The 26,275-nt window shown below is 66.3% G+C and carries 27 protein-coding genes, 1 tRNA gene and 1 pseudogene; 15 read left to right on the forward strand and 14 right to left on the reverse strand.

Annotation, left to right across the window (positions count from 1 at the left end; translation table 11 throughout):
* The first annotated feature begins 160 nt into the window (after positions 1-160).
* The 12 genes and pseudogenes from HLH25_RS19970 to HLH25_RS20745 form a co-directional block, all read left to right on the forward strand.
* Complete coding sequence (locus HLH25_RS19970) at positions 161-2,182, forward strand: VapE domain-containing protein (protein ID WP_220791700.1); 2,022 nt, start codon at positions 161-163, stop codon at positions 2,180-2,182.
* Between the two features lie 122 nt (positions 2,183-2,304).
* A complete protein-coding gene (locus tag HLH25_RS05830; RefSeq protein ID WP_182973179.1) occupies positions 2,305-2,457 on the forward strand; it encodes a hypothetical protein in 153 nt (50 codons plus the stop codon).
* A complete protein-coding gene (locus HLH25_RS05835) occupies positions 2,454-2,726 on the forward strand; it encodes an HNH endonuclease (protein ID WP_182973180.1) in 273 nt (90 codons plus the stop codon). Before HLH25_RS05830 ends, HLH25_RS05835 begins: the two co-directional genes overlap by 4 nt.
* A 1-nt stretch (position 2,727) precedes the next feature.
* Positions 2,728-3,060: a hypothetical protein gene (locus HLH25_RS05840; RefSeq protein WP_182973181.1), complete on the forward strand. Its 333-nt coding sequence runs from the start codon at positions 2,728-2,730 to the stop codon at positions 3,058-3,060.
* A 217-nt stretch (positions 3,061-3,277) separates the two neighbouring features.
* Positions 3,278-4,780, forward strand: a complete 1,503-nt coding sequence (locus HLH25_RS05845; protein ID WP_220791701.1) for a terminase large subunit — start codon at positions 3,278-3,280, stop codon at positions 4,778-4,780.
* 244 nt (positions 4,781-5,024) lie between these two features.
* The gene (locus HLH25_RS05850) at positions 5,025-5,510 is read left to right on the forward strand and encodes a hypothetical protein (RefSeq protein WP_182973183.1); all 486 of its coding nucleotides are present in this window, start codon (positions 5,025-5,027) and stop codon (positions 5,508-5,510) included.
* A gap of 87 nt (positions 5,511-5,597) precedes the next feature.
* Positions 5,598-6,215 (forward strand): hypothetical protein, encoded by a 618-nt coding sequence (locus tag HLH25_RS05855; protein ID WP_182973184.1) that lies wholly within the window; start codon positions 5,598-5,600, stop codon positions 6,213-6,215.
* A gap of 2 nt (positions 6,216-6,217) precedes the next feature.
* The gene (locus HLH25_RS05860; RefSeq protein ID WP_182973185.1) at positions 6,218-7,510 is read left to right on the forward strand and encodes a phage major capsid protein; all 1,293 of its coding nucleotides are present in this window, start codon (positions 6,218-6,220) and stop codon (positions 7,508-7,510) included.
* Positions 7,511-7,548: 38 nt separating this feature from the next.
* Complete coding sequence (locus HLH25_RS05865; RefSeq protein WP_310889051.1) at positions 7,549-8,106, forward strand: HK97 family phage prohead protease; 558 nt, start codon at positions 7,549-7,551, stop codon at positions 8,104-8,106.
* The gene (locus HLH25_RS05870) at positions 8,093-9,253 is read left to right on the forward strand and encodes a phage portal protein (protein ID WP_182973187.1); all 1,161 of its coding nucleotides are present in this window, start codon (positions 8,093-8,095) and stop codon (positions 9,251-9,253) included. Before HLH25_RS05865 ends, HLH25_RS05870 begins: the two co-directional genes overlap by 14 nt.
* Positions 9,240-9,509 carry a helix-turn-helix transcriptional regulator gene (locus HLH25_RS05875; protein WP_182973188.1) on the forward strand — a complete coding sequence of 90 codons (270 nt, stop codon included), beginning with the start codon at positions 9,240-9,242 and terminating at the stop codon, positions 9,507-9,509. The genes HLH25_RS05870 and HLH25_RS05875 overlap by 14 nt, the downstream gene beginning before the upstream one ends.
* A gap of 335 nt (positions 9,510-9,844) precedes the next feature.
* Positions 9,845-10,438, forward strand: a pseudogene (locus HLH25_RS20745) (tyrosine-type recombinase/integrase); the annotation flags it as partial.
* Between the two features lie 211 nt (positions 10,439-10,649).
* On the opposite strand, the gene HLH25_RS05885 reads toward HLH25_RS20745, so the two are convergent.
* The 7 genes from HLH25_RS05885 to hisG all read right to left on the reverse strand — a co-directional run bounded on the left by HLH25_RS05885 (position 10,650) and on the right by hisG (position 15,124).
* Positions 10,650-10,725: transfer RNA gene (locus HLH25_RS05885), tRNA-Phe, on the reverse strand.
* Positions 10,726-10,784: 59 nt separating this feature from the next.
* Positions 10,785-11,015 (reverse strand): DNA gyrase inhibitor YacG, encoded by a 231-nt coding sequence (locus tag HLH25_RS05890; protein WP_220791702.1) that lies wholly within the window; start codon positions 11,013-11,015, stop codon positions 10,785-10,787.
* A complete protein-coding gene (locus HLH25_RS05895; protein WP_182973189.1) occupies positions 11,008-12,123 on the reverse strand; it encodes a ribonuclease E/G in 1,116 nt (371 codons plus the stop codon). Before HLH25_RS05895 ends, HLH25_RS05890 begins: the two co-directional genes overlap by 8 nt.
* On the reverse strand, positions 12,120-12,731 hold the full coding sequence (locus tag HLH25_RS05900; protein ID WP_182973190.1) for a Maf family protein: 612 nt from the start codon (positions 12,729-12,731) through the stop codon (positions 12,120-12,122). Before HLH25_RS05900 ends, HLH25_RS05895 begins: the two co-directional genes overlap by 4 nt.
* A gap of 11 nt (positions 12,732-12,742) precedes the next feature.
* Positions 12,743-12,961, reverse strand: a complete 219-nt coding sequence (gene infA / locus HLH25_RS05905; RefSeq protein WP_003622234.1) for a translation initiation factor IF-1 — start codon at positions 12,959-12,961, stop codon at positions 12,743-12,745.
* A 142-nt stretch (positions 12,962-13,103) separates the two neighbouring features.
* Positions 13,104-14,417, reverse strand: a complete 1,314-nt coding sequence (gene hisD, locus HLH25_RS05910) for a histidinol dehydrogenase (protein WP_182973191.1) — start codon at positions 14,415-14,417, stop codon at positions 13,104-13,106.
* Entirely contained in the window at positions 14,414-15,124 is a 711-nt protein-coding gene (hisG, locus tag HLH25_RS05915; protein WP_182973192.1) for an ATP phosphoribosyltransferase, read from the reverse strand. Before hisG ends, hisD begins: the two co-directional genes overlap by 4 nt.
* 232 nt (positions 15,125-15,356) lie before the next feature.
* Between hisG and HLH25_RS05920 the strand changes: the two genes are divergently transcribed.
* The 3 genes from HLH25_RS05920 to eat are packed head-to-tail and all read left to right on the forward strand — an operon-like array spanning position 15,357 to position 18,918.
* On the forward strand, positions 15,357-16,742 hold the full coding sequence (locus HLH25_RS05920; protein ID WP_182973193.1) for an ethanolamine ammonia-lyase subunit EutB: 1,386 nt from the start codon (positions 15,357-15,359) through the stop codon (positions 16,740-16,742).
* 47 nt (positions 16,743-16,789) lie between these two features.
* A complete protein-coding gene (gene eutC / locus HLH25_RS05925; protein ID WP_182973194.1) occupies positions 16,790-17,542 on the forward strand; it encodes an ethanolamine ammonia-lyase subunit EutC in 753 nt (250 codons plus the stop codon).
* Positions 17,539-18,918: an ethanolamine permease gene (gene eat / locus HLH25_RS05930; protein WP_182973195.1), complete on the forward strand. Its 1,380-nt coding sequence runs from the start codon at positions 17,539-17,541 to the stop codon at positions 18,916-18,918. The genes eutC and eat overlap by 4 nt, the downstream gene beginning before the upstream one ends.
* A gap of 58 nt (positions 18,919-18,976) precedes the next feature.
* On the opposite strand, the gene HLH25_RS05935 is transcribed toward eat, so the two are convergent.
* The 7 genes from HLH25_RS05935 to HLH25_RS05965 form a co-directional block, all read right to left on the reverse strand.
* Positions 18,977-20,686: a porin gene (locus HLH25_RS05935; protein ID WP_182973196.1), complete on the reverse strand. Its 1,710-nt coding sequence runs from the start codon at positions 20,684-20,686 to the stop codon at positions 18,977-18,979.
* Positions 20,687-20,794: 108 nt separating this feature from the next.
* On the reverse strand, positions 20,795-22,045 hold the full coding sequence (gene tcuC, locus HLH25_RS05940; RefSeq protein WP_182973197.1) for an MFS transporter: 1,251 nt from the start codon (positions 22,043-22,045) through the stop codon (positions 20,795-20,797).
* A 550-nt stretch (positions 22,046-22,595) separates the two neighbouring features.
* Positions 22,596-23,858 carry a UDP-N-acetylglucosamine 1-carboxyvinyltransferase gene (gene murA, locus HLH25_RS05945; RefSeq protein ID WP_182973198.1) on the reverse strand — a complete coding sequence of 421 codons (1,263 nt, stop codon included), beginning with the start codon at positions 23,856-23,858 and terminating at the stop codon, positions 22,596-22,598.
* Positions 23,859-23,868: 10 nt separating this feature from the next.
* The gene (dcd, locus tag HLH25_RS05950) at positions 23,869-24,423 is read right to left on the reverse strand and encodes a dCTP deaminase (protein WP_114725515.1); all 555 of its coding nucleotides are present in this window, start codon (positions 24,421-24,423) and stop codon (positions 23,869-23,871) included.
* A gap of 80 nt (positions 24,424-24,503) precedes the next feature.
* Positions 24,504-24,698, reverse strand: a complete 195-nt coding sequence (locus tag HLH25_RS05955; RefSeq protein WP_182973199.1) for a hypothetical protein — start codon at positions 24,696-24,698, stop codon at positions 24,504-24,506.
* A 42-nt stretch (positions 24,699-24,740) separates the two neighbouring features.
* Complete coding sequence (locus HLH25_RS05960) at positions 24,741-24,980, reverse strand: hypothetical protein (RefSeq protein ID WP_182973200.1); 240 nt, start codon at positions 24,978-24,980, stop codon at positions 24,741-24,743.
* Entirely contained in the window at positions 24,970-26,250 is a 1,281-nt protein-coding gene (locus HLH25_RS05965; RefSeq protein WP_182973201.1) for a glycosyltransferase family 4 protein, read from the reverse strand. The genes HLH25_RS05960 and HLH25_RS05965 overlap by 11 nt, the downstream gene beginning before the upstream one ends.
* Between the last annotated feature and the right edge of the window lie 25 nt (positions 26,251-26,275).

Here is a 26,275-nt window from a genome sequence, read left to right on the forward strand (position 1 = left end):
CTCTGATTGTAGGGGAATTTTATGGAAATGGTGCCCAAGGGCGGCGTAAAAAAGCGGCGTTAAATCAATTAATTATCAGGGCGTGGGACCGGTCGTTCCCGGTTCGTTTTCCTTCGGATTTTCGGAGGAATGTCCCACTACTCCATCACGATAACCGTCCATGAATGCGGACGGCAACACCGAATTCGCACGGGCAATCGGGCCGGTTGCGCGTGAATTGTTGGGCGAGCCCACACCGGAATCGACCAAAGATAAACTTTGCTTCGGAACGGGGCGCGGAAGCCTCGTTGTCGATCTGCGCAAAGGGGTCTGGAACGATCATGGGGCCGATAAGGGCGGCGGCACGATCGACCTGGTGATGCAGGAGCGCCGCACCGACAAAGCCGGTGCGCTGCAATGGCTGCGTGATCACGGGTTTATCGAGAGGCGGGATCAGCCCCAGGCGGCCAAGCCAAAGGCCCGGATCGTCGCGACCTACGATTACGCGGACGAGAACGGCGAAGTGCTGTTCCAGGTTGTGCGGATGGACCCGAAGGACTTCCGCCAACGCGCGCCGAACGGCCAGGGCGGCTGGACATGGAGCACCAAAGGCGTCAGGCGCATCCTCTACCACCTGTCGGCCGTGCTGGACGCCGTGAAGGCAGGCCGGACGGTCTATGTGGCCGAGGGCGAGAAGGGCGTGCATGCGATCGAGGGGCTGGGTTTGCCAGCCACCTGTTCACCGGGCGGCGCAGGTAAGTGGCGGATGGCCGACCAGGGCGCTTTGCGCGGCGCTGACGTGGTGATCCTGCCCGACAACGACGAACCCGGCCGGAAGCACGCCCAGCAGGTTAAAAAGGCGCTGGCCGGCATTGCCCGTTCCGTCCGCGTCCTGACGCTGCCTGATCTACCCGACAAGGGCGACGTGGCGGATTGGATCGCGGCCGGCGGCACAGCCGAGGAACTGGCGAAGCTGACGGCGGCGATGCCGGGCTATGATACCGCCGTGGAACCGAAAGAAATCCTGAAGCCGGACTGGATGGGCGATCTTCTGGTCGATGATCGCGGGAATCCGATATCGAACGTCGCCAATGTGCTGGCGATCCTGCGCGCCGACCCGGCCTATTCCGACGCCTTCGCCTATGACGAAATGTCGTGGACCACGTTGCTCATGAAGCCTCTGGAACCGCAGGCGGAGCCGTTCAAGCCCCGTCTGGTTACGGAAGCCGACGCGACGCTGATACAGGAGCGCGTCCAGATGGCGGCGCTTCGCCGGGTCGGGAATGATGTTATCCACCAGGCGATCGAGCGCGTCGCATACGAAAGGCGGTTCCATCCCGTCCGTGACTATCTGAACGGCCTGCGCTGGGACGGCACGCCGCGCTTGGGCAAGTGGTTGTCCTATTACCTTGGAGCCGAACACACGCCCTACACCAGCGCGGTAGGCCGCATGTTTCTCATCGGCATGGTGGCCCGGATTTTCGAGCCCGGCGGCAAGATGGATTACATGCTGGTTTTGCAGGGTCCGCAGGGCGTTCGAAAATCGACGGCATGCGCGATCCTTGGCGGGAACTGGATTTCCGAAAACCTGCCCGACCTGCGCCGGGATCAGGCCGCAAGCGACCATGTGCGCGGGAAATGGATGATCGAGGTGGCCGAGCTATCGGCGATGGGCAAGGCCGATCAGGAAACCCTCAAACACTTCATCACCCGAACGACCGAACGATTCCGGCCGGCATACGGCAAGCGTGAAATCGTCGTGCCTCGGCAATGCGTTTTTGTTGGCACCACGAACAAAGAGGAGTTTCTGACCGACGAGACAGGCGGACGCCGGTACTGGCCGGTCAAGGTCGGCCCGATCGATACGGACGCGCTGACGCATGACCGCGATCAGCTATTCGCCGAGGCCGTCCATGCCTTCCGCCAGGGCGAACACTGGTGGCCTGACGGTGATTTTGAGGTCCAAGTCATCAAGCCGGAACAGGATGCCCGGTTCGAGATGGATGAGTGGGAACCGATCATCAGGGATTATTTGGCAGGTAGGACGCGCGTCACGATCCCCGCCGTCGGTGCGCTTGCCTTGGGCTTCGAGAACAAGAAGCTAGGCACCACCGAACAGCGAAAAATCAAAAAGATACTGACCTGCATTGGGTGGACGCAAAAACGAAACGAAAAAGAACGCTGGTGGGAGCCAGTCCGATGACCCGTAGGGATGACAGCATGACAGCACATGACAGCATTTCTCTATATTGTCCCCATACGCACATGCCTGCGCGCACACAGGCGCACACACGGAACAACAGCATTATAGGAAAATGCTGTCATGTGGTGTCATGCTGTCATGCCGGGCCTCTGGATGACCTTGCCCGCGCGGTTCAACGCCTGATCCCCGACCGTCGCGACCCTGAGAAGTTCCATGCCGACAAGTCGGAGATCGTCGCCATGCTGCGCCGGATGGCGCGGGAGGCACGGCGATGACCGGCTTCTACAAGGGCACGTTCTGGAAACAGCTTCGATCCGCGTGCCTGCGCCGTGACCGCCTATGCACCACGCCGGGCTGTAACGAGCGCGCCGTGGTGGCCGACCACATCATCCCGCGATCCAAGGGCGGCACGGACACGCTCGGCAACCTGCGCGGGCTTTGCATCCGACACCACAATCAGCGCCGACAGGGCAACGAACCCCGCATGAAGGGCTGTTCGTCTGACGGCACACCCCACGACCCAACCCATTGGTGGAGAACCTGACATGACCGACATTGCAACCGTTGATGACCTGATGGCCGAACTGTCCGCGAACGGCGGCAACGCGGACGTTGTCCTTGCCACCCGCGCATTGGCCGACGCCACGGGCATCGCATCGGAATGGTGCGGGCAGGATTTGACGGCGCTGGACCCGATCCCAGGCACCGTTCATCGCGTCGTGCTGTCCATGGCGGCGGCGATCTACCACGCGATGGGCCGCGATCCGGCGATCGTGCAGGAGGATGTCGAGGGCGTGGGCGGCTCCCGCTTCGGAACCGCCACCTTTGCCGACCTCCTCCCCCTTCTCGCGCCCTGGTGCAAGCCATGCTTCGCCTGAAGAATCTCTCAGGGCTGGGGGCCAGCGACCGTTGGGGAGCCCCGAACAGAGTTAGTTTCAAGTTGAGGGTGAAGTAATGGGCCGTCGAGGACCCGGCGCGAAGCCGGTTCACGTTGAAAAGCCGCTCTCTGCATTGCCGTTGTTCGGTGAACAACCCGCCGTCATCAAAAAGAAAGCCACGACGAAGCGCCGTTTGAAGGGAGGGAAGCGGGCGCAGGTGGTCATTGACTGGATCGAAGACCTTCCGATTACCAGCGGCATGCATGCCGGGCGGAAATTCAAGCTGCGCCAGTGGCAGAAGGACATTATCCGCGCCCTCTACGCCACGGATGAGAAGGGAAGGCGCATCGTCCGCCAGGCGCTGATCAGCATGGGGCGCAAGAACGGCAAGTCCGCCCTCGCGGCCGCGCTCGCCCTGGTGCATCTGTGCGGCCCGGAGGCCGAGCCGCGCGGCCAGGTCTTTTCCGCCGCCGCCGACCGCAACCAGGCGGGGCTGATCTACCGCGAAATGAAGGCCATTATCGAGGCCGTGCCCGAACTGTCCCGCCGCGTCATCGTGCGGGACTTCTCCAAGACGCTGGAGGACGCCGAGACGGGCAGCACCTACGCCGCCCTGTCGTCGGATGCCCGCAAGGCACATGGCCTCTCGCCCAGCTTCTACATCGCCGACGAGCTTGCCCAGTGGCCCAACCGGGAGCTGCTGGACAACCTCGCGACCGGCACCGGAGCCCGTGCGGAGCCGCTGGGCATCGTCATCAGCACCCAGTCGGCCGACCCGCTGTCGGCCATGTCGGAGATGGTCAGCTACGGCGAGAAGGTCCGGGATGGGGTGATCGAGGACCCGACCTTCAGCCCGCATATCTTCACCGTGCCCATGGATGCCGACCCGTGGGACGAGAGCCTGTGGCACCTGGCGAACCCGGCCCTTGGCGACTTCCTGTCGGTCGAGCAGATGCGGACCACGGCCGCCCAGGCGCAGCGTATCCCGGCCCGCGAGTCCGTCTTCCGCAACCTGCATCTCAACCAGCCGGTGGAGGCGGACGAGCGGTTCATCCATCCGCGCGACTGGGACCCACTGGGCGAACCGTTCGACCCGGCCGAGCTGCGCGGCCGTCGCTGCATCGCTGGTCTGGACCTCGGCAGCGCCGCCGATCTGTGCGGGCTGGCGCTGTGGTTCCCGGATGATGACCGGCTGCTGGTGTGGGGCTTCATCCCGGACGGGCAGCTTTTCGTGAAGGAAAAGACCGACCTTGCGCCCTATACGCTGTGGTGCGGGCAGGGCTTCCTGATCCCGACGCCGGGCCGGGCCATTCACAAGTCATGGGTGGCCGAGAAACTGCGTGAGATCGCCCAGGATTACGACCTACAGGCCGTCGCCTTCGACCGCTGGGGCTTCAAGGACTTGGAGGTCATCCTTGACGCCGAGGGCATCGTGCTGCCCCTGACGCCGCACGGGCAGGGCTTCAAGGACATGGGGCCGAGCGTCGAGGAATTCGAGCGCCTGGTGCTGGACGGGCGGCTTCACCATGGCGGCAACCCGCTGCTGCGCTGGTGCCTGTCGAACGTCACTGTCACGACCGACCCGGCCGGCGCGCGGAAGCTGGACAAGGCCCGGTCACGCGGCCGGATTGATCCGCTGATCGCGGCCGTGATGGCTGTAGGGCAGGCCAGCCGACAGCCTGCGCCTGTGGTGCCGTTTTTCGAGGTGTTTTCGTTTTGATGGTTGACGCGAGTCTGTCACTTCGGCAGTGTCAGCCTCGGAGTTTGATCACTCCTTATGGCTGAAGCGGCAACCGCAACGTAAGCGGATATCCGCACGAAATTCTCTCCGGGGGCGAAAGGGCATGTCCAAGGGGCAACCCTAAAACCCTCTCGACCTGACTTCAGCCAGGTGATCAACCCCCGGAGGCGTGCGCTTTGATCAGCGGGCGTCTTCGGCAATCAAGCTGAAGGAGGCCGCCCTCATGGCGATGCGCTCATCGACCCGTCGTGACCTTTTCACCGCCGGCGCTGCAACGGCTCTTGCCGGAATTGCCGCCGCGAGCTTCGCCCAGCCGGAAACGCTGTCGGCCAAGCGGGTCGCGAAACGCGATACCCATTCCGACGCCCGGCTGATCGCGCTGTGCGACGCTTTTACGCGCACCCGTGCCGAAATAGAAAAGCCGCTTCCTGACCCGCTTCCGGAATATGGAACAGCCGAAGACTTGCGCCTTGAGGCGGAAATGGATGCGCTGGTGACGCGGGAGCATGAATTTCTTCTAGAAATTTCCCGAATTTCAGCCAATAGTGCGCCGGGATTACTGGCCAAGACGCGGGCAGTTCAGCAGTATTTGCCGACTTATGTCCGTGAATACGAAACAGATGACGAAAGCCCAGAAATGCGGATCGTCTTTAGTCTTCTGGATGATATCGCCGAGCATGCGTCGATCCTGCGCGATCTGACGGCCTGATTTTGTCCCACCTTTGTTCTTGTTTGCCCGCAAGGTTCGCGCGTATCTTCATCGGCAAGGTTCACGTGGACCTAAAAGGAGAGCAAATTGGATATCCGGGAATTTCCTGTTTCGGAACCGCGCTACACGACGAAAGAAGTGTGCGCGGCAACGGGCGTTAAATACGACACGTTCAAAACGTGGATTGTGCGCGACCTTATCTTGGGTGGAATTGAGAAGGACGCACGCGAAGAATGGAAGTCGCACGAGCTTCCTGTTGTTGAAGCTGAGGCCGACGCACGCGAAAACAAGGCGAAGGGCGTTGAGCGCCGGCTTTGCCTTAGCCAGGCCATGCAAGTCGCTATCATGGCCCATTTCGTTGATTTGGGCCTGCCGGCAAGTAAAGCCTCGCGCATCGCTCTTTCGTTTACGGTTCTAGGCGAAGGCGGAGCCGCATGGGGTGATGACCCGATAGTCATCAAGCGCCGTCCGGGTCGTCCGTATGATAAGGGCTACACCATGCTGGCCGCGTATGCCGACGAGGAATTCGGGCACGTTTTCAATATCCAGCACAATGATCAGAGCTTTTACGAGAAGCTGTTTTATCCGCCAGGGGTGAAGCCGGGGCTGCGGAGAGTAGCCGGCGTGATGCGTGTCGATGAACTGTTTTTTCGGCTCATCAACGCCCTTGAAGTCAAGGCGCACCGCGTTCCGGAGGGCGAATAATCATGACCCTTCGCGAAATGATGACCCGCCGGGCCGAGATCGGCACCGAACTGCGCGCCCTCAATGATGCCCACCCCGGCGACCTGCCGGCCGAGGCGCAGACCCGTTGGGATGCCCTGAACACGGAACTATCGGGCATCGAACAGCGCATCGCCCGCCAGCAGACCGTCGATGACCTGGAACGCCGTGCAGCCGGCACGCGGATCGGCGGCGGCGCCCCGGAACCCGAAACCCGCCAGATCGGCGGAGACGGTGCCCGCATCCCGGCTGATTTCGACGGCCTGTGCCTGATCGCCCAGAACGGCCAGCGGGTGCCGGTTCTGGAACAGCGCCACGCCATCGCGGACCTTTATCAGTCGGGCAACAGCGCGGCCGAGGAACTGGGTGTCGGCGGCTTCCTGCGCGCTCTGTATCGCGGGGCGCAGACCGACCTTGAACGCCGCGTGCTGTCGGAAAGCAGCATCGGTTCGGGCGGCGCGATGGTGCCATTGCCGGTTGCGGCCGGCATCCTGGACGAACTCCGGGCCAGCACCGTTGCCTTCCGCGCCGGGTGCCGCACGGTGCCGATGGCTTCGCAGTCCCTGACCTTCGGCCGGCTGACCAAGACGCCCGTGGGCGCATGGCGGGCGGAGAACGCCGCGATCGTCGAAGACGAATCGACCTTCGACCAGGTGACGATGAAGGCGAAGTCGTGGGCGTTGCGCTGCAAGATCAGCCGGGAACTGCTGGAAGACGGCCAGAACGTCGATAGCATTATCCGGTCCGCCTTCGCGGCTTCGGGCGCGCTGGCGCTGGATCAGGCCATCCTGTTCGGTGACGGCACGGCCAACCAGCCGCTTGGCATCTCCAACACGGCAGGCATCCAGACCACGGCGCTGAATGCCGCGCTGGGCAACTGGGACCCGATCCTTGACGGCGTGCTGGACCTTGAAAATGTCAACTCCGGCACCGTGTCCGCGATGGTCATGGCCCCGCGCACGAATCGCGCGATCCGGGGCTTCAAGGACGCCAACAACAACCCGCTGACGGCCCCGGCTGATGTCGGGACGATCCCCCGCCTGACGACAACCTCGGTGCCGGTCAACGAGACCGTGGGCGCTGGCGCCAACGGGTCTTCGATCCTGATGGGCGATTTCAGCCAAGTCTATGTCGGGATGCGGACCAGCCTGCAAATCTCGGTGCTGAATGAACTCTACGCCGAGAATGGCCAGATCGGCTTCGTGGCATGGATGCGGGCGGACGTGCTGGTGATCCGGCCGCAGACCCTCCTGCGTCTGTCGGGCATCACGCCGTGACCGGGGCGGCTGACGGCGTGGAAAGGCGTTCGTGTGGCGTGGAATTCCGCGCCGCCGGCCGCAAGCTGGAAGGCTACGCCGCTGTATTCGGGTCGCCGGCCCGGATCAGCGGCTATACCGAAAGCATCGCCTCGGGCGCGTTCCGCAGCACCCTTGCGGCGAACCCGGATATCCTCGCCCTGGTCGATCATGATCCGGGCCGACTTTTGGCCCGCACGGCCTCGGGCACGCTGCGCCTGGCCGAAGACAGGCGTGGGCTCCATTTCGAACTGGACCTGCCGCCGACCCAACTGGGCAACGATATCCTCGCCCTGGCCGAGCGCCGGGACCTTGGCGGCATGTCCTTCGGCTTTCGCGTCCAGGACGAGGCGTGGCCGGCGACAGACCGGCGTGAGCTGCGCGCCGTCAACCTGATCGAGATCAGCGTGGTGCAGGCGTTTCCCGCCTATGCGGACACGTCTGTCAGCGCACGAAGCCGTCTGAGCAAGGGCATGACAGCGGCCCAGCGGCGCAGATATCTGGCTGCGCTCCAGACTATCACCATGCCGATTGATCGCCGCCTCAAATTCATGGAGGCGATCCGTGAAGGCATTTGATTTCCTCTCGCGGTTTCTGACGGGCGACACCAGGGCGGAGCGGCGCGATGCCGCTCCGGTCGAACCGATCCTGCCCTTCTTCACAGATATGCATGTCGGGACGCACCAGGCCGAAAACCTGTCAACCGTCCTGGCATGCGTGAACGCGATTTCCGGCAGCATCGCGGCGCTTGATACCTACGTCTATCGCCGCGACCCTGCCGGCCGGACCGAAGCCCCCAGCCACCCGGCTGCGCGGCTTCTGCGCCGTCCGAATGACCGCCAGACCGGGCCGGACTGGATGGAATGGACACTGGCGTCCGTGCTGCTGCATGGCAACGCGGTGTCGGTCATCGAATGGGACGGTGCCGGCCGTCCTGCGTCCTTGACGCCGATCCCGTGGCCATGTGTCGGCATCACCCGCCTGCCATCCGGGCGGCTGCGCTATGACGTCATGACGTGGGACGGCAAGCCCCGCAGCTACTTCCCGGAAGATATCTTCCACCTTCGCGACCGCTCAGACGATGGCGTGATCGGCCGCAGCCGGATCAGCCGGGCGCGGGAAGTGTTGGCCGGCGCGCGGGCGTTGCAGGATTACAGCTTGTCGATGTGGCGGAACCAGGCGGTGCCGTCCGGTGTCATCACGTTGCTGGATAGCAAGAGTCGGCCCGATCCCGCCACCATGGCGGCGGTGAAGGCCGAGTTCAAATCCAGAATGAGTGGCCCGCGGAACGCCCGCGAGGTCATGTTCCTCGGCGGCGGCATGCAGTGGCAAGGCATGAGCCTGAGCCCGGAAGATGCCGAGGCGCTGGATAGCCGCAAATATTCGGTGGCGGAACTGTGCCGCATCTATGGCGTGCCGCCGCCGATCGTCCAGGACTACAGCAACAATACATTCACCAACGCCGCCCAGGCATCGCTTTGGTTTGCCCAGAATACGCTGATGCCATGGGTGCGGAAGATCGAGGCGGAATTCGCCCGGTCGATTTTCGGACAGGGAAGCCCGTTCGAACTGGTGATCGACATGTCCAGCCTGATGCGTGGCGACTACGCCAGCCGGTGGCAGTCCTACGGCATCGCTGTCCAGAACAGCATCCTGACCGTGGACGAAATCCGCGAACAGGAAGGCTACAACCCGAGGAAGGAAGGCGCGGATGCCACGGTTTGATGCCCTGCCGCCCATGCTGGCCCCGCTGGGGCTAGGTCGTTCGGCGGCGGCTCAGTTCATTGGCGTGGGTGAAGCTACGTTCGATCGCATGGTGCAGGAAGGTCTGATGCCCAAGGGCAAGAGGGTCTTCCGGCGCGTCATTTGGGATCGGCGAGACTTGGCCGACGCCATGGCGGCGCTTGACCGCAAGCCGGGGCAAACCGCCGCGCGCGCGGCCGGCACCGGCATCAACCCGTGGGATGAACTGCTGAAATGATCGAGGTCCGCCGTCGCTATCGCTATGTCGTCGAGGACACGGATCGGCATGGAAACGTGCGCCTTTATCTGCGCCGGCCGGGCCAATCGAAGATTCGGCTTCGGTGCATGCCGGGAACGGAAGAATTTGACGACGAGTATCGTCGGGCGATGAACGGCGAAATCCTGCCCCGTGAGCCGGTGCGGCCAGTCATTGTCGATGGGAGCCTTCGGGCCTTGTGCGTGAGTTATCACCGCTCTCCGGAAGCCGCGCGACTGGAGGCCCGGACACGCCATGTCAGGCGCTTGATCCTGGACGGCCTGTGCGAACGCTGTGGTGACTGGCCTGCCGACCAGATGGAACCGAAGCATATCCGCAAATTGCGCGACCAGAAGCCCGACAAGCCCGAGGCAGGCAACGCAATCGTCAAGGCGCTCCGGGCCGTCTTCAAGCATGGGGTTCTGGCCGGCCTGGTGCAGGGCAATCCGGCCCGAGAGGTCGAGTATATCCGTTCTCGCGGCGATGGCTTCCACTCATGGACGCCGGCCGAGGTCGAGCAATACGAGGCGACTCATCCTGTTGGCAGCAAGGCGCGTCTCGCGTTTGCCGTGGCGCTCTATACCGGCCAGCGTCGGAGCGATGTCGTGCGGCTGGGGCCACGCCACTTGCATGACGGCCTGTTGACCTTCACCCAGGTGAAGAACGGGCGCAGCAAGCCCGTCACGCTGACCCTGCCCATGGTGCCGGAACTGGCGCGGATCATCGCTGCGACGCCTGGCGCGAGCAGCGGGCAGGCATTCCTTCTGTCGGAGCGTGGCACGCCCTACACGGCGGAGAGCTTCGGCAACAAATTCCGTGAATGGTGCAATGAAGCCGGACTGCCTCATTGCGCGTCGCATGGCCTGCGCAAGGCAGCGGCCAAGCGCCTGGCTGAACTTGGCTGCACCTACCACGAAATCGCGGCCGTGACCGGTCATCGCTCGCTCAAGGAAGTGCAGCGATACACCCTCGGCGCGGATCAGAAGCGGCTGGCGCAAAGCGCGTTGGCCCGGCTTCAGGCAGCGGATCGCAAGGGCGAAATGTCCCACTTAGGCGAGAACGCCGTGCAGTGGGGCAAAAACAGCCCGCAACCTATTGAAATTGAAGGGCAAAGAAAATGCGTGGTGCCCAAGGGCGGAATCGAACCACCGACACTGCGATTTTCAGTCGCATGCTCTACCAACTGAGCTACTTGGGCACCGGGCCGTGACCGGCGCGGGCGGTGCGATCGGGATCGTGCCGCCGTGGGGGTGTGATCTATCCCACCTCTTCGTCGGGATCAACCCGTCTCGGATCGTTTTCGTCGAAGTTTTGTTCGCCGCCGCTCTGGTCGGGCACGCGGTAGCTTTCCGTGAACCACCGACCCAGGTCGATGTCGCTGCATCGCTTTGAGCAGAAAGGGCGAAACGCCGTCTCGCCCGGCCGGCCGCAGATCGGGCAGGGGGGCAGGCGTGCGGGGGTGGAAGCCAGTATGTCGGGATCAGGCATGGTCGAGCGTCCAGCTCAGAGGGGACAGGGACGGGTCCAGCCGCCAGACGGGTTGGTGCCCGGACAGTTGGGCCGCATCGGCGACGGCGCCGGGATCGTGCTCCAGCGCGCGGGCCAGATCGGCGCCCACGCGCAGGCCCGGTGCCCGGCCCGGCTGGCCGGTGACCTGGCGCGACCAGTCATCGAGCATCCGCAGCATCCGGCCCGGTGCGTCGGCAAGCAACGCATGCAGCGGCGGGCGGATGCGCGGGCGCATGATTTCGGCCAGGCCAAGGGCGCTGAAGCCGAGGAAACGCGGGCGCAGCGGGTCCCGTGCCAGAGCGGCCTCGATCGTCTTATGCAGGGCCGGGCGCTTGCGGATGGCCAGTCCCGCGACGTCGATCACGATCGCGCCGGAGAGGTTGCGCAGGCGGATCTGGTGCAGCAGGGCCGGCAGGGCATCGCGATTGGCGGCGAACTGCGCCGTCTGCTTGGTGCGCCGGTCGCTGCTGGCGGTGCCGCCATCCATGTCGATGGCGACCAGCGCCGGCGTGGGGGTGATGGTGGCCCGCATGCCCCCCGGCAGCACGACTGAGGGTTCGGCCAGCGCGGCGCAGGCGGCCTCGGTCTCGGCGTCGAAAGCATGGCGTTCGCGCTGCACCCTGGGGCGCAGCCCGGCGGGCAGGCGGGCGGCGAGGGCAGCATCGTCGATGACGATCGGCGCGTCGGGCCACGCGGTGGCCAGAGCGTCCAGCGGCGTCGGGCCGCGTGCCAGCAGGGCGGGCGGGCCGGCGAGGCTCTGCCCCTCTGGCAGGGAAAGGCCGGTGGCGGACAGGCGCGCGCCTTTCCCGTCCTGCGGGGCGCGTACGATCCGTACCAGCACCGGGTCGCCCTCGGCCAGCGGGCCAGGGGCTGCCGAGTCGGGCAGGAAGCCGGACGTGCCGTCGGCAAGGTCGATGAAGGTGCCGCCCATGGCCGCCAGCCGTGCGCCGGCGCGGCCGCGATGCAGGTCGCCCACGCCGTCCGGCCAGCCCGGTCGCCACAGGGCATAGTCGCACAGGCCGGCGTCGTCGGTGACCGCAATGCGGATCTCGCCCGGCGCGCTGGCGGCGAGGATCCGCGCCGTCACGGCAGCCAGGCTCCCTTCTGGCCGCGCAGCAACTGCGCGACCTCGAACAGAGGCAGGCCGATCACGGCGGAGGGCGAGCCCGATACGAAGCGGATATGCGACGCCGCATGGCCTTGCAGGGCATAGCCCCCGGCCTTGCCCTGCCAGTCGCCGGCATCGAGTAGCGCCTCGATCTGCTGGTCCGTCAGCCGGGCGAAGGTGACGGTGCTGACGACCGTGCGTTCGCTGGGCCGCCCTTCGGCCCACGCGGCGGTCGGGCGCAGGGCGATGGCGGTCAGCACGCTGTGGCGCCGGCCGGACAGCAGGGAGAGGCAGCGTCGCGCGGTGTCGCGGTCCTCGGCCTTGGGCAGGATGCGCCGGCCCAGCGCGACCACCGTATCGGCACCCAGCACCAGGGCGGGTTCGTCGAGCATCGCCGCGACATGCGCCGCCTTTTCCCGCGCCAGACGTTCGGCGTAGGGGCGGGGCAATTCGCCGGCGAGGGGCTGTTCGTCGAGGTCGGCGGCGACGATCCGCCGGGGCACCAGTCCGATCTGCGCCAGCAGGTCGCGCCGGCGAGGCGAAGCGGAAGCCAGGATCAGCCCTGGTCCCGTGGCACTGTCGGACACAGGATGGTGCCTTACTTGAAGCGGAACGTGATGCGACCCTTGGAGAGATCGTACGGGGTCATTTCGACGTTCACCCGGTCGCCGGCCAGCACGCGGATGCGGTTCTTGCGCATCTTGCCGCTGGTGTGGGCCAGGATCATGTGCTCGTTATCGAGCTTCACGCGGAACATGGCATTGGGCAGCAGTTCGGTGACCGTACCGCTGAATTCGATCATGTCTTCTTTCGACATTGTATCCTTCGATCGTGCTGGTTGGCCGGCATCGGGCCGGAAGTCGGGAAGCAGGCATGGACGCTGGGCCGCCCTATTGGGGCGGCCCAGCGTCCGGGCGGATGAAATGCAGGCGGATATGTGCGGTCTGTCGGGGCTGCGGTCAAGCTTTGTCCGTGCCGGGGCGTAGCGCGTCCAGCCGGGTCGACACGCTCAACGCATGGGCATCCAGCCCTTCGGCCCGCGCCAGGGCCACCGCCGCCGGGCCGATCCGCCGCAGCGCATCCGGCCCCGCACCGATGAACGTGGTGCGCTTGAGGAAGTCGAACACCGACAGGCCGGAGGCGAAACGCGCCGTCCGGCTGGTCGGCAGCACATGGTTGGGGCCGCCCACGTAATCGCCGATCGCCTCGGCGCACTGATAGCCCAGGAACACCGCGCCGGCATGGCGGACGCGCGCGAACAGTGCCTCGGGCTCGGCCAGCAGCAGTTCCAGATGCTCGGGCGCGATCTCGTTGATCAGCGCCGCCGCCTCGTCCAGATCGCGCACAAGGATGATGGCGCCATGCGTCGCCCAGCTTGCCCCGGCGATGGCGGCGCGCGGCAGGGTGCGCAGTTCGGCCTCGACCGCCGCCGCCACGCGGTCGGCCAGCGCGGCGTCGGTGGTGATCAGGATCGACTGGGCCAGCGCGTCATGCTCGGCCTGCGCCAGCAGGTCCAGCGCCACGATGCGTGCATCGGCACCCGCATCGGCCACCACCACCACCTCGGACGGGCCGGCGATGCTGTCGATGCCCACCCGGCCGAAGACCTGGCGCTTGGCCTCGGCCACATAGGCATTGCCGGGGCCGACCACGCGATCCACCGGCCGGATGGTGGCGGTGCCGTAGGCCAGCGCCGCCACGGCCTGCGCCCCGCCGACGCGATAGATTTCGCTGACGCCGGCCCGGCGGGCGGCGGCCAGCACCAGCGGGTTGAGCACGCCGTCGGGCGTCGGCACGCACATGGCCAGCCGCTCGACGCCTGCCACCCGCGCCGGCACCGCATTCATCAGTACCGAGGACGGATAGGCCGCCGTGCCGCCGGGCACATACAGCCCCACCGCGTCCAGCGGCGTCCAGCGCATGCCCAGTTCCACGCCCTCGGCGTCGGTATAGCGCAGGTCGGCGGGCAACTGGGCGCGATGGAAGGATTCGATCCGTGTCGCGGCCACGTCCAGCGCATCCAGCAGGGCGGGCGGGACCTGGGCGCAGGCCGCCGCGACCTCGGCTTCGGTCACCCGCAGCCGGTCGGGCGTGATCGCCATGCGGTCGAACCGCTCGGTATAGGCGCACAGGGCCGTATCGCCTTCGGCCCGCACCCTGGCCAGGATCTCCGTCACAGGGGCGTCGACGCGGGCGGTGTCGCCCTCGCGGTCGGCCAGCAGGCGGGTGAAGGCGGCGCGGAAATCGGGCTGTGTGCTGTCGAGGCGTTTCATGCGGGCTGGGTCTCGGCGGTGGTGGGCGTGGCCAGCGCCTGGCGGAAGCGCGCGATCAGCGCGCCGATCCGTTCCGGCTGGGTCTTCAGCGCCGTGCGGTTGACGATCAGCCGGCTGGTGACGGTGGCGATCGTCTCGGTTTCCTCCAGCCCGTTGGCGCGCAGGGTGGACCCGGTATCGACCAGATCGACGATCAGGTGCGACAGGTCCAGCACCGGGGCCAGTTCCATCGCGCCATGCAGATGCACGATATCGGCATTGATGCCGCGCGCCGCGAAATGGCGGCGGGTGATGGCCGGATATTTGGTGGCCACCCGCACCCGCGACCAGCGGGCGGGGTTGTCGCCCTCGCCCTGGCCCTTGGGGCGGGCGACGGAAACGCGGCAGGCGCCGATGCGCAGGTCCAGCGGCGCATAGATTTCGGGATAGTCGAATTCCATCAGCACGTCGGCGCCGCAGATGCCCAGTTGCGCCCCGCCGAAGGCCACGAAGGTCGCGACATCGAACGAGCGCACGCGCACCACGTCCAGCGTCGGGTCGTCGGTCGGGAAGCGCAGGCGGCGGCTGCCTTCGTCCAGGCAATCCGGGGCGGGCAGGATGCCGGCACCGGCCAGCAGCGGGGCGGCGGCCTTCAGGATGCGGCCCTTGGGCAGGGCGAGGACCAGCTTCGTGTCCGGAAGCGTCGTGTCCTGGGTTGGGGCGGTCATGCGAACTCCGGCTACAAGCGCGCCCCCGTGCGGTGGCGGCAGGTCCGCCAGGGCCGCGTCCAGGCGCCAGGTGCGGTGCGGCTTATCACATTCCCTCCCCCGACAGGAAGGGCCGCGCGGCCACGGCTGGCGGAATACGGCGCTTGCCGCCCTGCCAACGGGCCGCTTACAGAGGAATGACGGGGGGCGCGCCACGCCCTGGCTTGCGGATCTGACGACGACGGACGGCTCCATGGTGTTTCACGCGACCCTTCAGGGCGAACGCTATCGGTTCGACGATCTGCGCACCCTGCTTGCCAGGGCCTCGCCGCTGCGATCGGGCGACGAACTGATCGGCGTGGCCGCCGCCGATCCTGTCGAGCGGGTGGCGGCGCGGGAGGCCCTGGCCAATGTGCCGCTGCGGCATTTTCTGAACGAGGCCGTCATTCCCTTCGAACAGTGCGACGTCACGCGGCTGGTCGTCGAACGGCACGATGCGGCGGCCTTCGCGCCCGTCGCGCATATGACGGTCGGGCAGTGGCGCGACTGGCTGCTGGGCTACGAGGCCGACACGGCCGCCCTGGGGGCGCTCGCGCGCGGCCTGACGCCGGAAATGGTGTCGGCGGTCAGCAAGCTGATGCGCAACCAGGACCTGATCGCGGTGGCCCGCAAGGTGCGCGTCGTGACCGCCTTTCGCAACACGCAGGGGCTGACGGGGCGGTTGGGGTCGCGGCTGCAACCCAATCACCCGACCGACGATGCGCGCGGCATCGCGGCCGCGCTGCTGGACGGGCTGTTGCTGGGGGCGGGCGACGCGGTGCTGGGCATCAACCCGGCCACCGACTCGATCGAGACCGGGATGATGCTCGTGCGGATGCTCGACGACGTGCGCCTGCGCTACGACATCCCGACGCAGAGCTGCGTCCTGACCCACATCACCAACAGCCTGGCGATGATCGAGCGCGGGGCGCCGGTCGATCTGGTCTTCCAGTCCATTGCCGGCACCCAGCGCGCCAACGAGGGTTTCGGCGTCTCGCTGGCCCTGCTGGACGAGGCCCATCACGCGGCACGCAGCCTGCGGCGCGGCAGCGTGGGCGAGAACGTGATGTATTTCGAGACCGGCCAGGGGGCGGCGATTTCCGCCGATGCGCATTTCGGGGTGGACCAGCAGACGCTGGAAGTGCGCGCCTATGCCGTGGCGCGGGAATACGCGCCGCTGCTGGTCAACACCGTCGTGGGCTTCATCGGCCCCGAATATCTTTATGACGGCAAGCAGATCATTCGCGCTGGCCTGGAAGATCATTTCTGCGGCAAACTGATGGGCCTGCCGATGGGCTGCGATGTCTGCTACACCAACCATGCGGAAGCCGACCAGGACGACAGCGACGACCTGATGATGCTGCTGGCGGCGGCCGGGGTGAATTTCCTGATTGCCGTGCCGGGAGGCGATGACGTGATGCTGAATTACCAGAGCCTCTCCTACCACGATATCCTGACCCTGCGTTCCATCTATGGCGTCGCGCCCGCGCCGGAATTCGAACATTGGCTGGACCGGATGGCCCTGCTGGACGGCGCGCGCCGCCTGAGCGCCAATCCGCCACGCGCGCTCCCCGGCTTCCTGAATGACGCGCGCGAATGACCCACGCGATGACTGGCCCGCTTGATTGGCCCGCATGAGTGGCTCGCATGATTGAGGGACGCGGGACAGGTCTCACCGCCGACCCATGGGCCACGCTGCGTGGCCTGACGCATGCCCGCATCGGCCTCGGCCGGACGGGCGACGCCCTGGCGGGCAGGGAGGTGCGCGCGTTGCAGGCGGCGCATGCGGCCGCCCGCCGCGCGGTTCATGCCACGCTCGACCCCGCGCGGCTTGCGCTGGGCGAACCGTTTATCGAGGTGAAAAGCCGCGCGCCCGATCGTGGCGTCTTCGTGCGCCGCCCGGATCTGGGGCGCCGCCTGCGCGCGCAGGATGCGACGCGCCTGCCGCATGCGCCCTGCGACGTTGTGTTCGTCATCGCCGACGGGCTTTCGGCGCTGGCGGCGGCGCGGCAGGCGCCCGGCGTGCTGGAGGCCGTGCGGGTGGCGTTGCCGGAATGGACCATCGGCCCCGTCATCGTCGCCCACAATGCGCGGGTCGCCCTGGGTGACGAGATCGGCGCCCTGATCGGCGCACGCTGCGTCGTCATGATGATCGGCGAGCGGCCGGGCCTGAGTGCCGCGGACAGCCTCAGCCTCTACCTGACCTGGGGCCCGCGGATCGGCCGCATGGATTCCGAACGCAACTGCCTCTCCAACATCCATGCCCATGGCGGCATGAATCATGACGAAGCCGCCTTTCGCCTCGCCGGACTGCTGCGCGGCGCGCGGGCGCTGGGGCGCAGCGGCGTTGCCCTCAAGGATGACAGCATGTCGGCACGCCTGCCGCCCGCCACGCCATGACGACCGAGGGCGATGCGCTGCCCCGGCATCTGGGCGTGATCCATCTCTGGTCCATCGCCGTCGGACTGGTCATTTCGGGCGAATATTTCGGCTGGAGCTATGGCTGGGCCAGTGCCGGCACGCTCGGCTTTCTGGTTGCGACCCTCGCCGTCGCGCTGATGTATCTGTCGCTGATCTTCTCCTACACCGAACTGACGACCGCCATGCCGCGCGCGGGCGGCCCGTTCGTCTATGTCACCGCCGCGTTCGGGCGGCGGGCGGGGCTGGTCGCGGGCATCGCCTCGGTCATGGAATTCGTCTTCGCCCCGCCCGCCATCGCGCTGGCCATCGGGGCTTATCTGCATGTGCAATATCCTTCTCTGTCGCCGACCCTGGCGGCGGCGGGGGCGTTCTGCGCCTTCATGGCGCTGAATGTCGCCGGGGTGCATCTGGCCGCGCGGTTCGAACTGTTCGTGACGGTGGCGGCGATTATCGAGCTTCTGGTCTTCATGGGCATCGTCTGGCCCGGATTTTCGATGGCGCGCTTCAGCGATGGCGGCTGGGCGGGCAGCGGACACCTGTCATTCGCGGCGCTTGGCGGCATCGCGCAGTCGGTGCCGTTCGCCATCTGGTTCTTCCTCGCGATCGAGGGCGTGGCGCTGACGGCCGAGGAGGCACGCGACCCGCACCGGACCCTGCCGCTGGCCTATGTCGCCGCGATCTTCACGCTGGTTGCCCTGGCGCTGGGCGTCATGGTGCTGGCCGGCGGCGTGGGCGACTGGCGCGCGCTGGCCGACCGCAACGACCCGCTGCCGGAAGCGATGCGGATCGTCGTCGGGCCGCACAGCGGCTATGTCCACATGCTGGTCTGGCTGGGCCTGTTCGGGCTCATCGCATCGCTGCATGGTATCATCATGGGCTATTCGCGACAGATCTATGCCCTGGCGCGTGATGGCGGGCTGCCGCGCCTGCTCGCCCGACGGCACGCGCGGCTCGGCACGCCGTGGGTCGCCACCCTGGCGGGCGGTGCGGTCGGCATTGCCGCCATTCTCTGCGACGATTTCGCCAGCTTCGGCGGACAGTCCCTGACGGCGTCACTCGTCACATTGTCCGTATTCGGCGCGCTGATCGTCTATGTGCTGACCATGGCCAGCCTGTTCCGGCTGCGCCGACGCGACGGCAGCGCGCATCTGGCCTGGACGGTGCCGGGGTTTCCCTACGTGCCCGCGTTCGCCTTGCTGGCGGCTTCCGGCGCCCTGGTGCTGATGGGGGTGTTTCATCCGCTGGCATTGGGAATCGCCGTGGCGTTCGTGGGCAGCGCCATCGCGCTGCCGGGCAGGAGCGACGGCGCCCCGTCGCAGGAAGGCCCGTCGCAGGAAGGAACGGGAAAATCCTGATTCCTTCAGGCGTTTCGTCTCGGGACGTGCGATGCCGCCCGCGCGACGGTTTTTGGCTTCAGAACGTGATCCCCATGCGCATGCCCACGATATTGCCGCCGGTGGCTCCCGGATAGGGGCCGGACTTATTGTTCACATGGGCATGGGTATAATTGAGCATCATCCGCATGTAATTCACGAGGTACCAGTTGATGCCGGCCGTTACGGATGACGAGCGACTGCCGCCCGGTACGGACCAGGCATCCAGCCAGTCTCCGCGGAGCGCGACCTCCCAGGCACCCCAGCCGCCATCCGTGACCGGATCGAGAACGCGCGGTGCCGCCCATTGGCCGGTATGGGCGAAATAATTGGGGGTTTCACCGGTCAGGAACAGCCCTGCCTGCACACTCGCGGCCTGGACGGTGCCTGTATGATCGCCGAATGACACGTCCCCGAAGCTGCGACGAAACTGCATATGGCGTACCCCGTATTCGCCCAGAATCCACGACGTTTTCCAGATGCCGAACAGTTCCAGGCCGCCGGCTGCGGAGTTTGCCAGGGGGATCGTATTGATCCGCGCGGAAAAGGCGTCGTCGGTGCGGGCCAGTATCCGGATCCGCTGCGAAAATTTCGCGCCGGGTTTGACGTCTTCGTAAAAACCCCACGCACCGAGATGGATCAGGCCGTCCTTGTTCCGCCACGGAATCCAGTGGGTCCGCAGTTCATAGGTCAGATCGTCCCGCAGGTTCTGGTCGGCATTCGCGGAATTGACGTCGTCGCCGGTAATCTGTGCCGCAACATGCCAGGATTTGCCGAATATCTTGAACGCCCCGCCCAGCCCGTACCAGCCTTTGACCGGCAGGATGGCATTCGCGACGATATCCCGATCCAGGAACACGGATTCCGCCGAGCCCGTCGACCCGTCAAACCCGCGTTCGTTGAATTTGTTGCCCAGGGTATATTCGACCAGATGTCCGGCCATCCGGTCGCTCCATGTGGCGTAGGCGCTGACGACGGTCACGTCATTGTCGGAATAATCGCCTTCGAACACCCATGAAAGCTGCTTGGCCCGTCCTTCGACGCCCAGGCGGACGGCACGCAGGATCGTGCGTGACACATTCTGATCCTGGTAGCGCGATCCGAAGGCCCCACCATAATCAGCCAGAATCCGGCCGCGCATCTTGAAGGAATACTGGTCGTCCGGCGTCGTGATTTCAGGCAGGCCCTTGCCCCATTTCAGTATGAGGCCACCGACCTTCGTCGTCCGGCCCGAATACGGAATCGAGGATTCCACGCCCAGTACCGGCGACGATCCCGACGGCATGGCCGACACGGCCCCCAGACTGCCCGGAGGGGCGGCTTGCAGCGGATAGACCATATGGATCGACGTGCCATCGTTTCCGATGCGCGGCTGGACCCATCCGTCAGGTGTCGCGGCGGCCGTCATGACCGCCGGCGGTGCCGTCCGCCCCTGTTGGGCACCGGTCGGTACGGTCCGTGGCCCCGGCCGTGATGCGGCATCGACCAGCCGCGCAGGGGCCGCCGGCGATCCCGCCGTGGTTCCGGGACGGTACGAGGCAGGGTGGCTTACGGCGTGTCTCCCCGGTTCTTCCCCATGCCGTGTCCGGGTTTCGACCGCCGCCAGCCTGGCTTGCAGATCATGGATCTGCCTGGCTTGTGCCCGTACCAGATTGGCAAGCGCCACCACATCCACGCCGGAAGGCGATGTCGCGTCAGCGGCATGCGCGCCGCGCGCATGCAGGGCATTTTCTCCGGTCAGTACCAGCATCACGCCTGTCACGGCCAGAAAAGGCCGGTACACCGATCGCCGGCAACGGAGGCAAGGGGCGTGCGCGTTCAGCGGCCCGGTCGGATCATTCATGATGACGCGACCGTGTCAGCGCGCGTACGGCCGGGAGACCAGGGCCGCGACCAGCCCGCAGATCGCCGCCAGGGACAACCACGCTCCCGGCATGGCCCGGTCGCCGGTCGTATGGATCAGCCAGGTGCAGATCGTGGGCGTAAAGCCGCCGATGCAGGTCGCCAGGCTGTATGCCAGGGAAAAGCCGGTCGTCCGGATACGCGGCGGCACGATTTCGGTCAGGTAGACGACCGCGGCCCCGTTATAGGCACTGTAGATGACCGCCAGCCAGATTTCGGCCGCCAGCAGATGTTCGAAGCTCGGGGCGGCCACCAGCCAGTGCATCACGGGCCATGCCGTCAGCAAGGCCAGCACCGTGGATGCGATCAGCAACCGGCGCCGCCCGATACGATCGGACAAGGCGCCGAAAGCCGGCAGAAGAATGAAATTGGCAAGCCCGACGCACAGCGTGACGAGCAGGCTGGCCCGTGTCGACAGATGCAGGACGCGGCTGCCGAAGGCCGGCGTATAGGCCGTGATGACGTAGAAAGATGTCGTCGTCATCAGGACCATCAGGATTCCCGTCCCGATGATGCGCCATTCGACGAGAATGGTCCGGAGGACTTCGGCCATGCGCGGCGGGGTGCGGGTGTGCTTGAAGGTTTCCGTTTCCTGAAGGTTGCGCCGCAGGAAAAACAGGACGGGAACGATCAGGCACCCGATCAGAAGCGGGATGCGCCATCCCCAGGCCGTCATATGATCGGGGCTCAGGACGGTTGTCAGCGCGACGCCGATCGCGGCCGCCGCCGCAACGGCGACCTGCTGCGACGCCGACTGGAACGACACGACGAACCCTCGGGTCTTCGGCGTGGCGATTTCCGCCAGATACACCGAGGTCGATCCCAGTTCGACGCCAGCCGAGAACCCCTGCAACAGACGCCCGCACAGCACCAGGAGCGGAGCGAGCAGGCCGATCTGGACGTAGGCCGGGGTCAGGGCCAGCGTCAGCGTGCCGATCGACATCAGTGCCAGCGTCAGGATCAGCCCCTTCCGCCGGCCGATGCGATCGACATAGGCCCCCAGAATCACGGCCCCCAGCGGCCGCATGAGAAAACCCGCGCCGAAGGTCGCGAACGACATCATCAGTTCGGCATACGCATCCCCGGACGGAAAGAACGCACGGCCGATCGCGGCGGCGTAATAGCCGAACACCATGAAGTCGTACATTTCCAGCATGTTGCCGCTGGCAACCTGCGCGGCCGCCCGGATCCTGCCTCGTGCTGTCATCACAGGAGCCCCTGCCGTCCCTTCAGCGGATTCAGTCTTCGTATTCTGAAGGGTTTCGGCGACATGGGTCATGGAGCGGATTCTTCTTCGTTCTTGAATTATGCCAATTGTGCATAGCAAGGATGCGCATTCAAAAAACAAACATGTGTTCGCGCAATTTTGTAATAAAATTACAATGGGTTTACGCCCTGAGAATGATACGCCTCAGTTTATGCACTTTTGAATAATAAATGGGATAATTTCGTATTCTGTTCCCGTGGCTTGAAAGGGCGCCGGTTTCCGACGCTCCCTCGTCCATCCCGCTACGGAACTGACACCGGATCCGGTGCCGGTGCCTTTGGTCTTGCGGGTGCGCCATTCGGATGCCCCCCCTGGCCCCGCCCTTTCCGATCGTTCCGACGACACAGCCCGGCGGAACGATCGGAAAGGGCGGGGCCACACAGGGTCTTCGGTGGGCGGCGGTCAGGACGGCGGCCTCGCCGGATCAAAGCGGACCATCGGTCATGGCACGCTTCGCCGGCACCGCGTCATGGGGAAGGTCAGGAGGCCGCTATTCCCGCACCCGCTCGATATGCGCCCCGCACTGCGCCAGCTTGCGCTCCACGGCTTCGTAGCCGCGATCCAGATGATAGACCCGGCTCAGGATCGTCTCGCCATGCGCCGCCAGTCCGGCGAGGATCAGCGAGAACGAGGCCCGCAGGTCGGTCGCCATGACGGGCGCGCCCGACAGCGAATGCACGCCACGGATGATGGCGGACGAGCCATGGACGTTGATGCGCGCGCCCATGCGGTTGAGTTCCGGCACATGCATGAAGCGGTTTTCGAAGATGGTCTCCGTCACCATCGAGGCCCCCTCGGCAACCGACAGCAGCGCCATGAACTGGGCCTGCATGTCGGTCGGGAAACCGGGATAGGGTTCGGTCATGATATCCACGCCGCGCAGCGCCCCGGTGCGGCGCACGCGCAGGGCGTCGTCTTCCTGGAACACCTCCACGCCCGCTTCCTCCAGCGTGCGGACGACCGCGCCCAGATGGTCGGCCCGGCCGCCGATCAGGCGCAGGTCGCCGCCGGTGATGGCGGCGGCGCAGGCATAGGTGCCGCATTCGATGCGGTCGGGCATCACGCTATGGGTGGTGCCGTGCAGGGCTTCCACGCCCTCGATCGTCAGCGTGCCGGAGTCCGAGCCGGTGATGCGCGCGCCCATGCTGTTGAGGCAGGTGATGAGGTCGGCGATTTCCGGCTCGCGCGCCGCGTTGATGATCTCGGTGCGCCCGCGCGCCAGGCAGGAGGCCATCAGCAGGTTTTCGGTGGCGCCGACCGAGGCGAACGGCAGCACGATGCGATCGCCCACCAGTCCGCGCGGGGCGCGGGCGTTGATATAGCCGCCTTCCAGCGCGATCTCGGCGCCCAGCGCCTCCAGCCCCTTCAGGTGCATGTCCACCGGGCGGGTGCCGATGGCGCAGCCGCCGGGCAGCGACACGCGGGCCTCGCCGCAGCGGGCCAGCAGCGGCCCGAGTACCAGGATCGAGGCGCGCATCTGCGACACGATGTCGTAGGGGGCCACCGTGTTGGTGATGCCGCCGCCGACGGCCAGCGTGCCGCCGTCGCCTTCGATATCCTCGACCGTCACGCCGTGCTGTTCCAGCAGGCGGCGCATGGTCGTGATGTCGGCGATGCGCGGCACGTTGCGCAGCACCAGCCGCTCCGAGGTCAGCAGGCCGGCGACCAGCAGCTTCAGCGCCGCGTTCTTGGCGCCGCCGATGACGATGTCGCCGCGCAGCCGGTGGCCGCCGTGAATGATGAAACGGTCCATGGCGGGTGTCCTACATCCGGGGGGTGGCGACGCCGCGCTGGCCCATATATTTGCCCGCGCGATCGGCATAGCTGACCTCGCAGGGCGAAGCGCCCTGGAAGAACAGGAACTGGCAGATGCCTTCATTGGCGTAGATGCGCGCCGGCAGCGGGGTGGTATTGCTGATCTCGATCGTCACCTGGCCCTCCCATTCGGGCTCCAGCGGCGTAACGTTGACGATGATGCCGCAGCGCGCATAGGTCGATTTGCCCAGGCAGACCACCAGCGTATCGCGCGGAATGCGGAAATATTCCACCGTGTGCGCCAGCGCGAAGCTGTTGGGCGGGATGATGCAGGTCGGCCCCGTGCGGGTGACGAAGCTGTTGGACGCGAAATCCTTGGGGTCGACCAGGGCGTTGTCGACATCGGTGAAGATCTTGAATTCCTCGGCCACCCGCGCGTCGTAGCCATAGGACGACAGGCCGTAGGAGATCACGCCCTCGCGCTTCTGCTGTTCCACGAAGGGTTCGATCATCCCGCCCTCCTGGGCCATGCGTCGAATCCAGCTATCGGGCATAATGGGCATGTGCGGTCCCTTGCGTCGCGTGGGGCGAATGTCTTCTCGTCTCTGCGCAGACCACTAGCGAAGGCCGGGCCTGACCGCAATCAACTCCCGCTGTCCGTGGTCCCGGCGGCGGGGGCGGGCGCGGTCTCGTCGCCGGTGCTGTCGGCGCGGGCGCGGGATTGCTGCTTGCGGCGGCGCAGGTTGGCCCGCAGGGCCGCGGCCTCGCGCGCCAGGCGCTCCTGCCGCGCGATCTCGGCCTTCTGGACTTTGGTCAGGGGGGGAGGGGAGTCGGTCATGACAATAGCCCGTATGCGGAAAGAGCGGAAAGAGCGGAAAGATCAGCGATTGCGGCTCGTCCGCAGCAGAACCAGCGATGCCGCCATCAGCAGCGCGCCGACGATATCCAGCCCCAGAATGGGCCATCCCCGGCCAAACAGCGGCCAGTGCCATTGCGCCTGGCCGAATTCCAGCAGGATGCTGGCACCGAAGCAGAACAGGGCGGCACTCTGGGCCCATGAAACCAGACGCGGCGTGGGGGCCTTGCGCGGCGGGGTGGCGCGGAACGGATCATTGGGCATCGGTATGAAGGATCGCTTCCTGTAAAGGGGCCGGGTCCTGAAGCGTGTCTCCGGCGGGCTGGGCATTCTGCCAGGCGAACCAGTCGGCCAGGCTGGACCCCAGGATTTCGTCATAGACCGCCAGCGTCGCCTGCTGCATGGCCTCGGTCGTGTAGTGGGCCAGCACATGGGCGCGGGCGGTGGCGCCCAGGGCCATGGCCTCGTCGGGCGTCAGGCGCAGCAGGGTGCCGATCGCCGCCGCCAGCGCGTCGGCGTCGCCGGGGGGGACCAGAAGGCCGGTCTGCCCGTCCGCCACGGTTTCCATCGCCGCGCCATGCGCCGCCACCACGACCGGGCGGCCCATGGCCTGGGCCTCGACCACCACCCGGCCGAACGGCTCCGGCTCCAGCGAGGGCACGACCACCACGTCGGCCATCGCCAGCGCCGCCGGCATGTCGGTGCAGTGGCCGGCGAAGAACACCCGCCCGCGCAGGGCCGGATGGGCCTGCGCCATCTGTTTCAGGCTGTCGCCGAACCGGTCGCGCCGCCGGCCGGGGCCGACGAAGACGCAGACCCAGGGGCGATCGCCGCTGCCGCCCTCGCCGCCACTCTGGGCCTCCAGCCGCGTCAACGCCTCCAGCAGCAGGGCCTGACCTTTCCAGCGGGTGAGGCGGCCCGGCAGCATGATGATCGCGGCATCTTCGGGCAGCCCCCATTGATCGGCCAGCGCCTGGATGCGGGGGCCACGTACTACGGCAGGGTCGAAGCGCGCCGTATCGGCACCGCGCGGGATCACGCGCAAACGGTCCGGCCCCACCCGATAATCGCGGGTCAGGCGCCGGGCGATGAAGGCGCTGATGGCGATCACCCGCTGGCCGGAGGCCATGACGGCGTTATAGCGCCGCTTGCCCGGTATGTTCTCGCGATAGACGCCGTGCCAGGTGGTCACCAGCGGCACGCCGGTCAGCCGGCAGGCCAGCGCCGCCGACCAGCCCGGCGCGCGTGAACGCGCATGTACCAGATGCACGCCGCGGGCGCGGATTTCCCGCGCCAGCCGGCGGGCGTTCAGCAGGATCGAAACCGGATTCTTGGCCCGCAGGTCCAGCGGAACATGGATGCCGCCACCATAGGTCAGGCGCGGCAGCATGCGGCCGCCCGCACAGGCCGCCAGCGCCACGCCCCCGGCCTGCGTGATCGCCTGTGCCATGTCGATCGTGCCCTGTTCGATCCCGCCGGCATCGAGCGCGGGCAGAACCTGGAGGATGACAGGGCGGGCGACAGGCATGTCCATGGGGGCCTGTCTAGCATGAATGAAC

Origin of the sequence: Gluconacetobacter dulcium, from assembly GCF_014174165.1 — a bacterium.
Lineage (GTDB): Bacteria > Pseudomonadota > Alphaproteobacteria > Acetobacterales > Acetobacteraceae > Gluconacetobacter > Gluconacetobacter dulcium.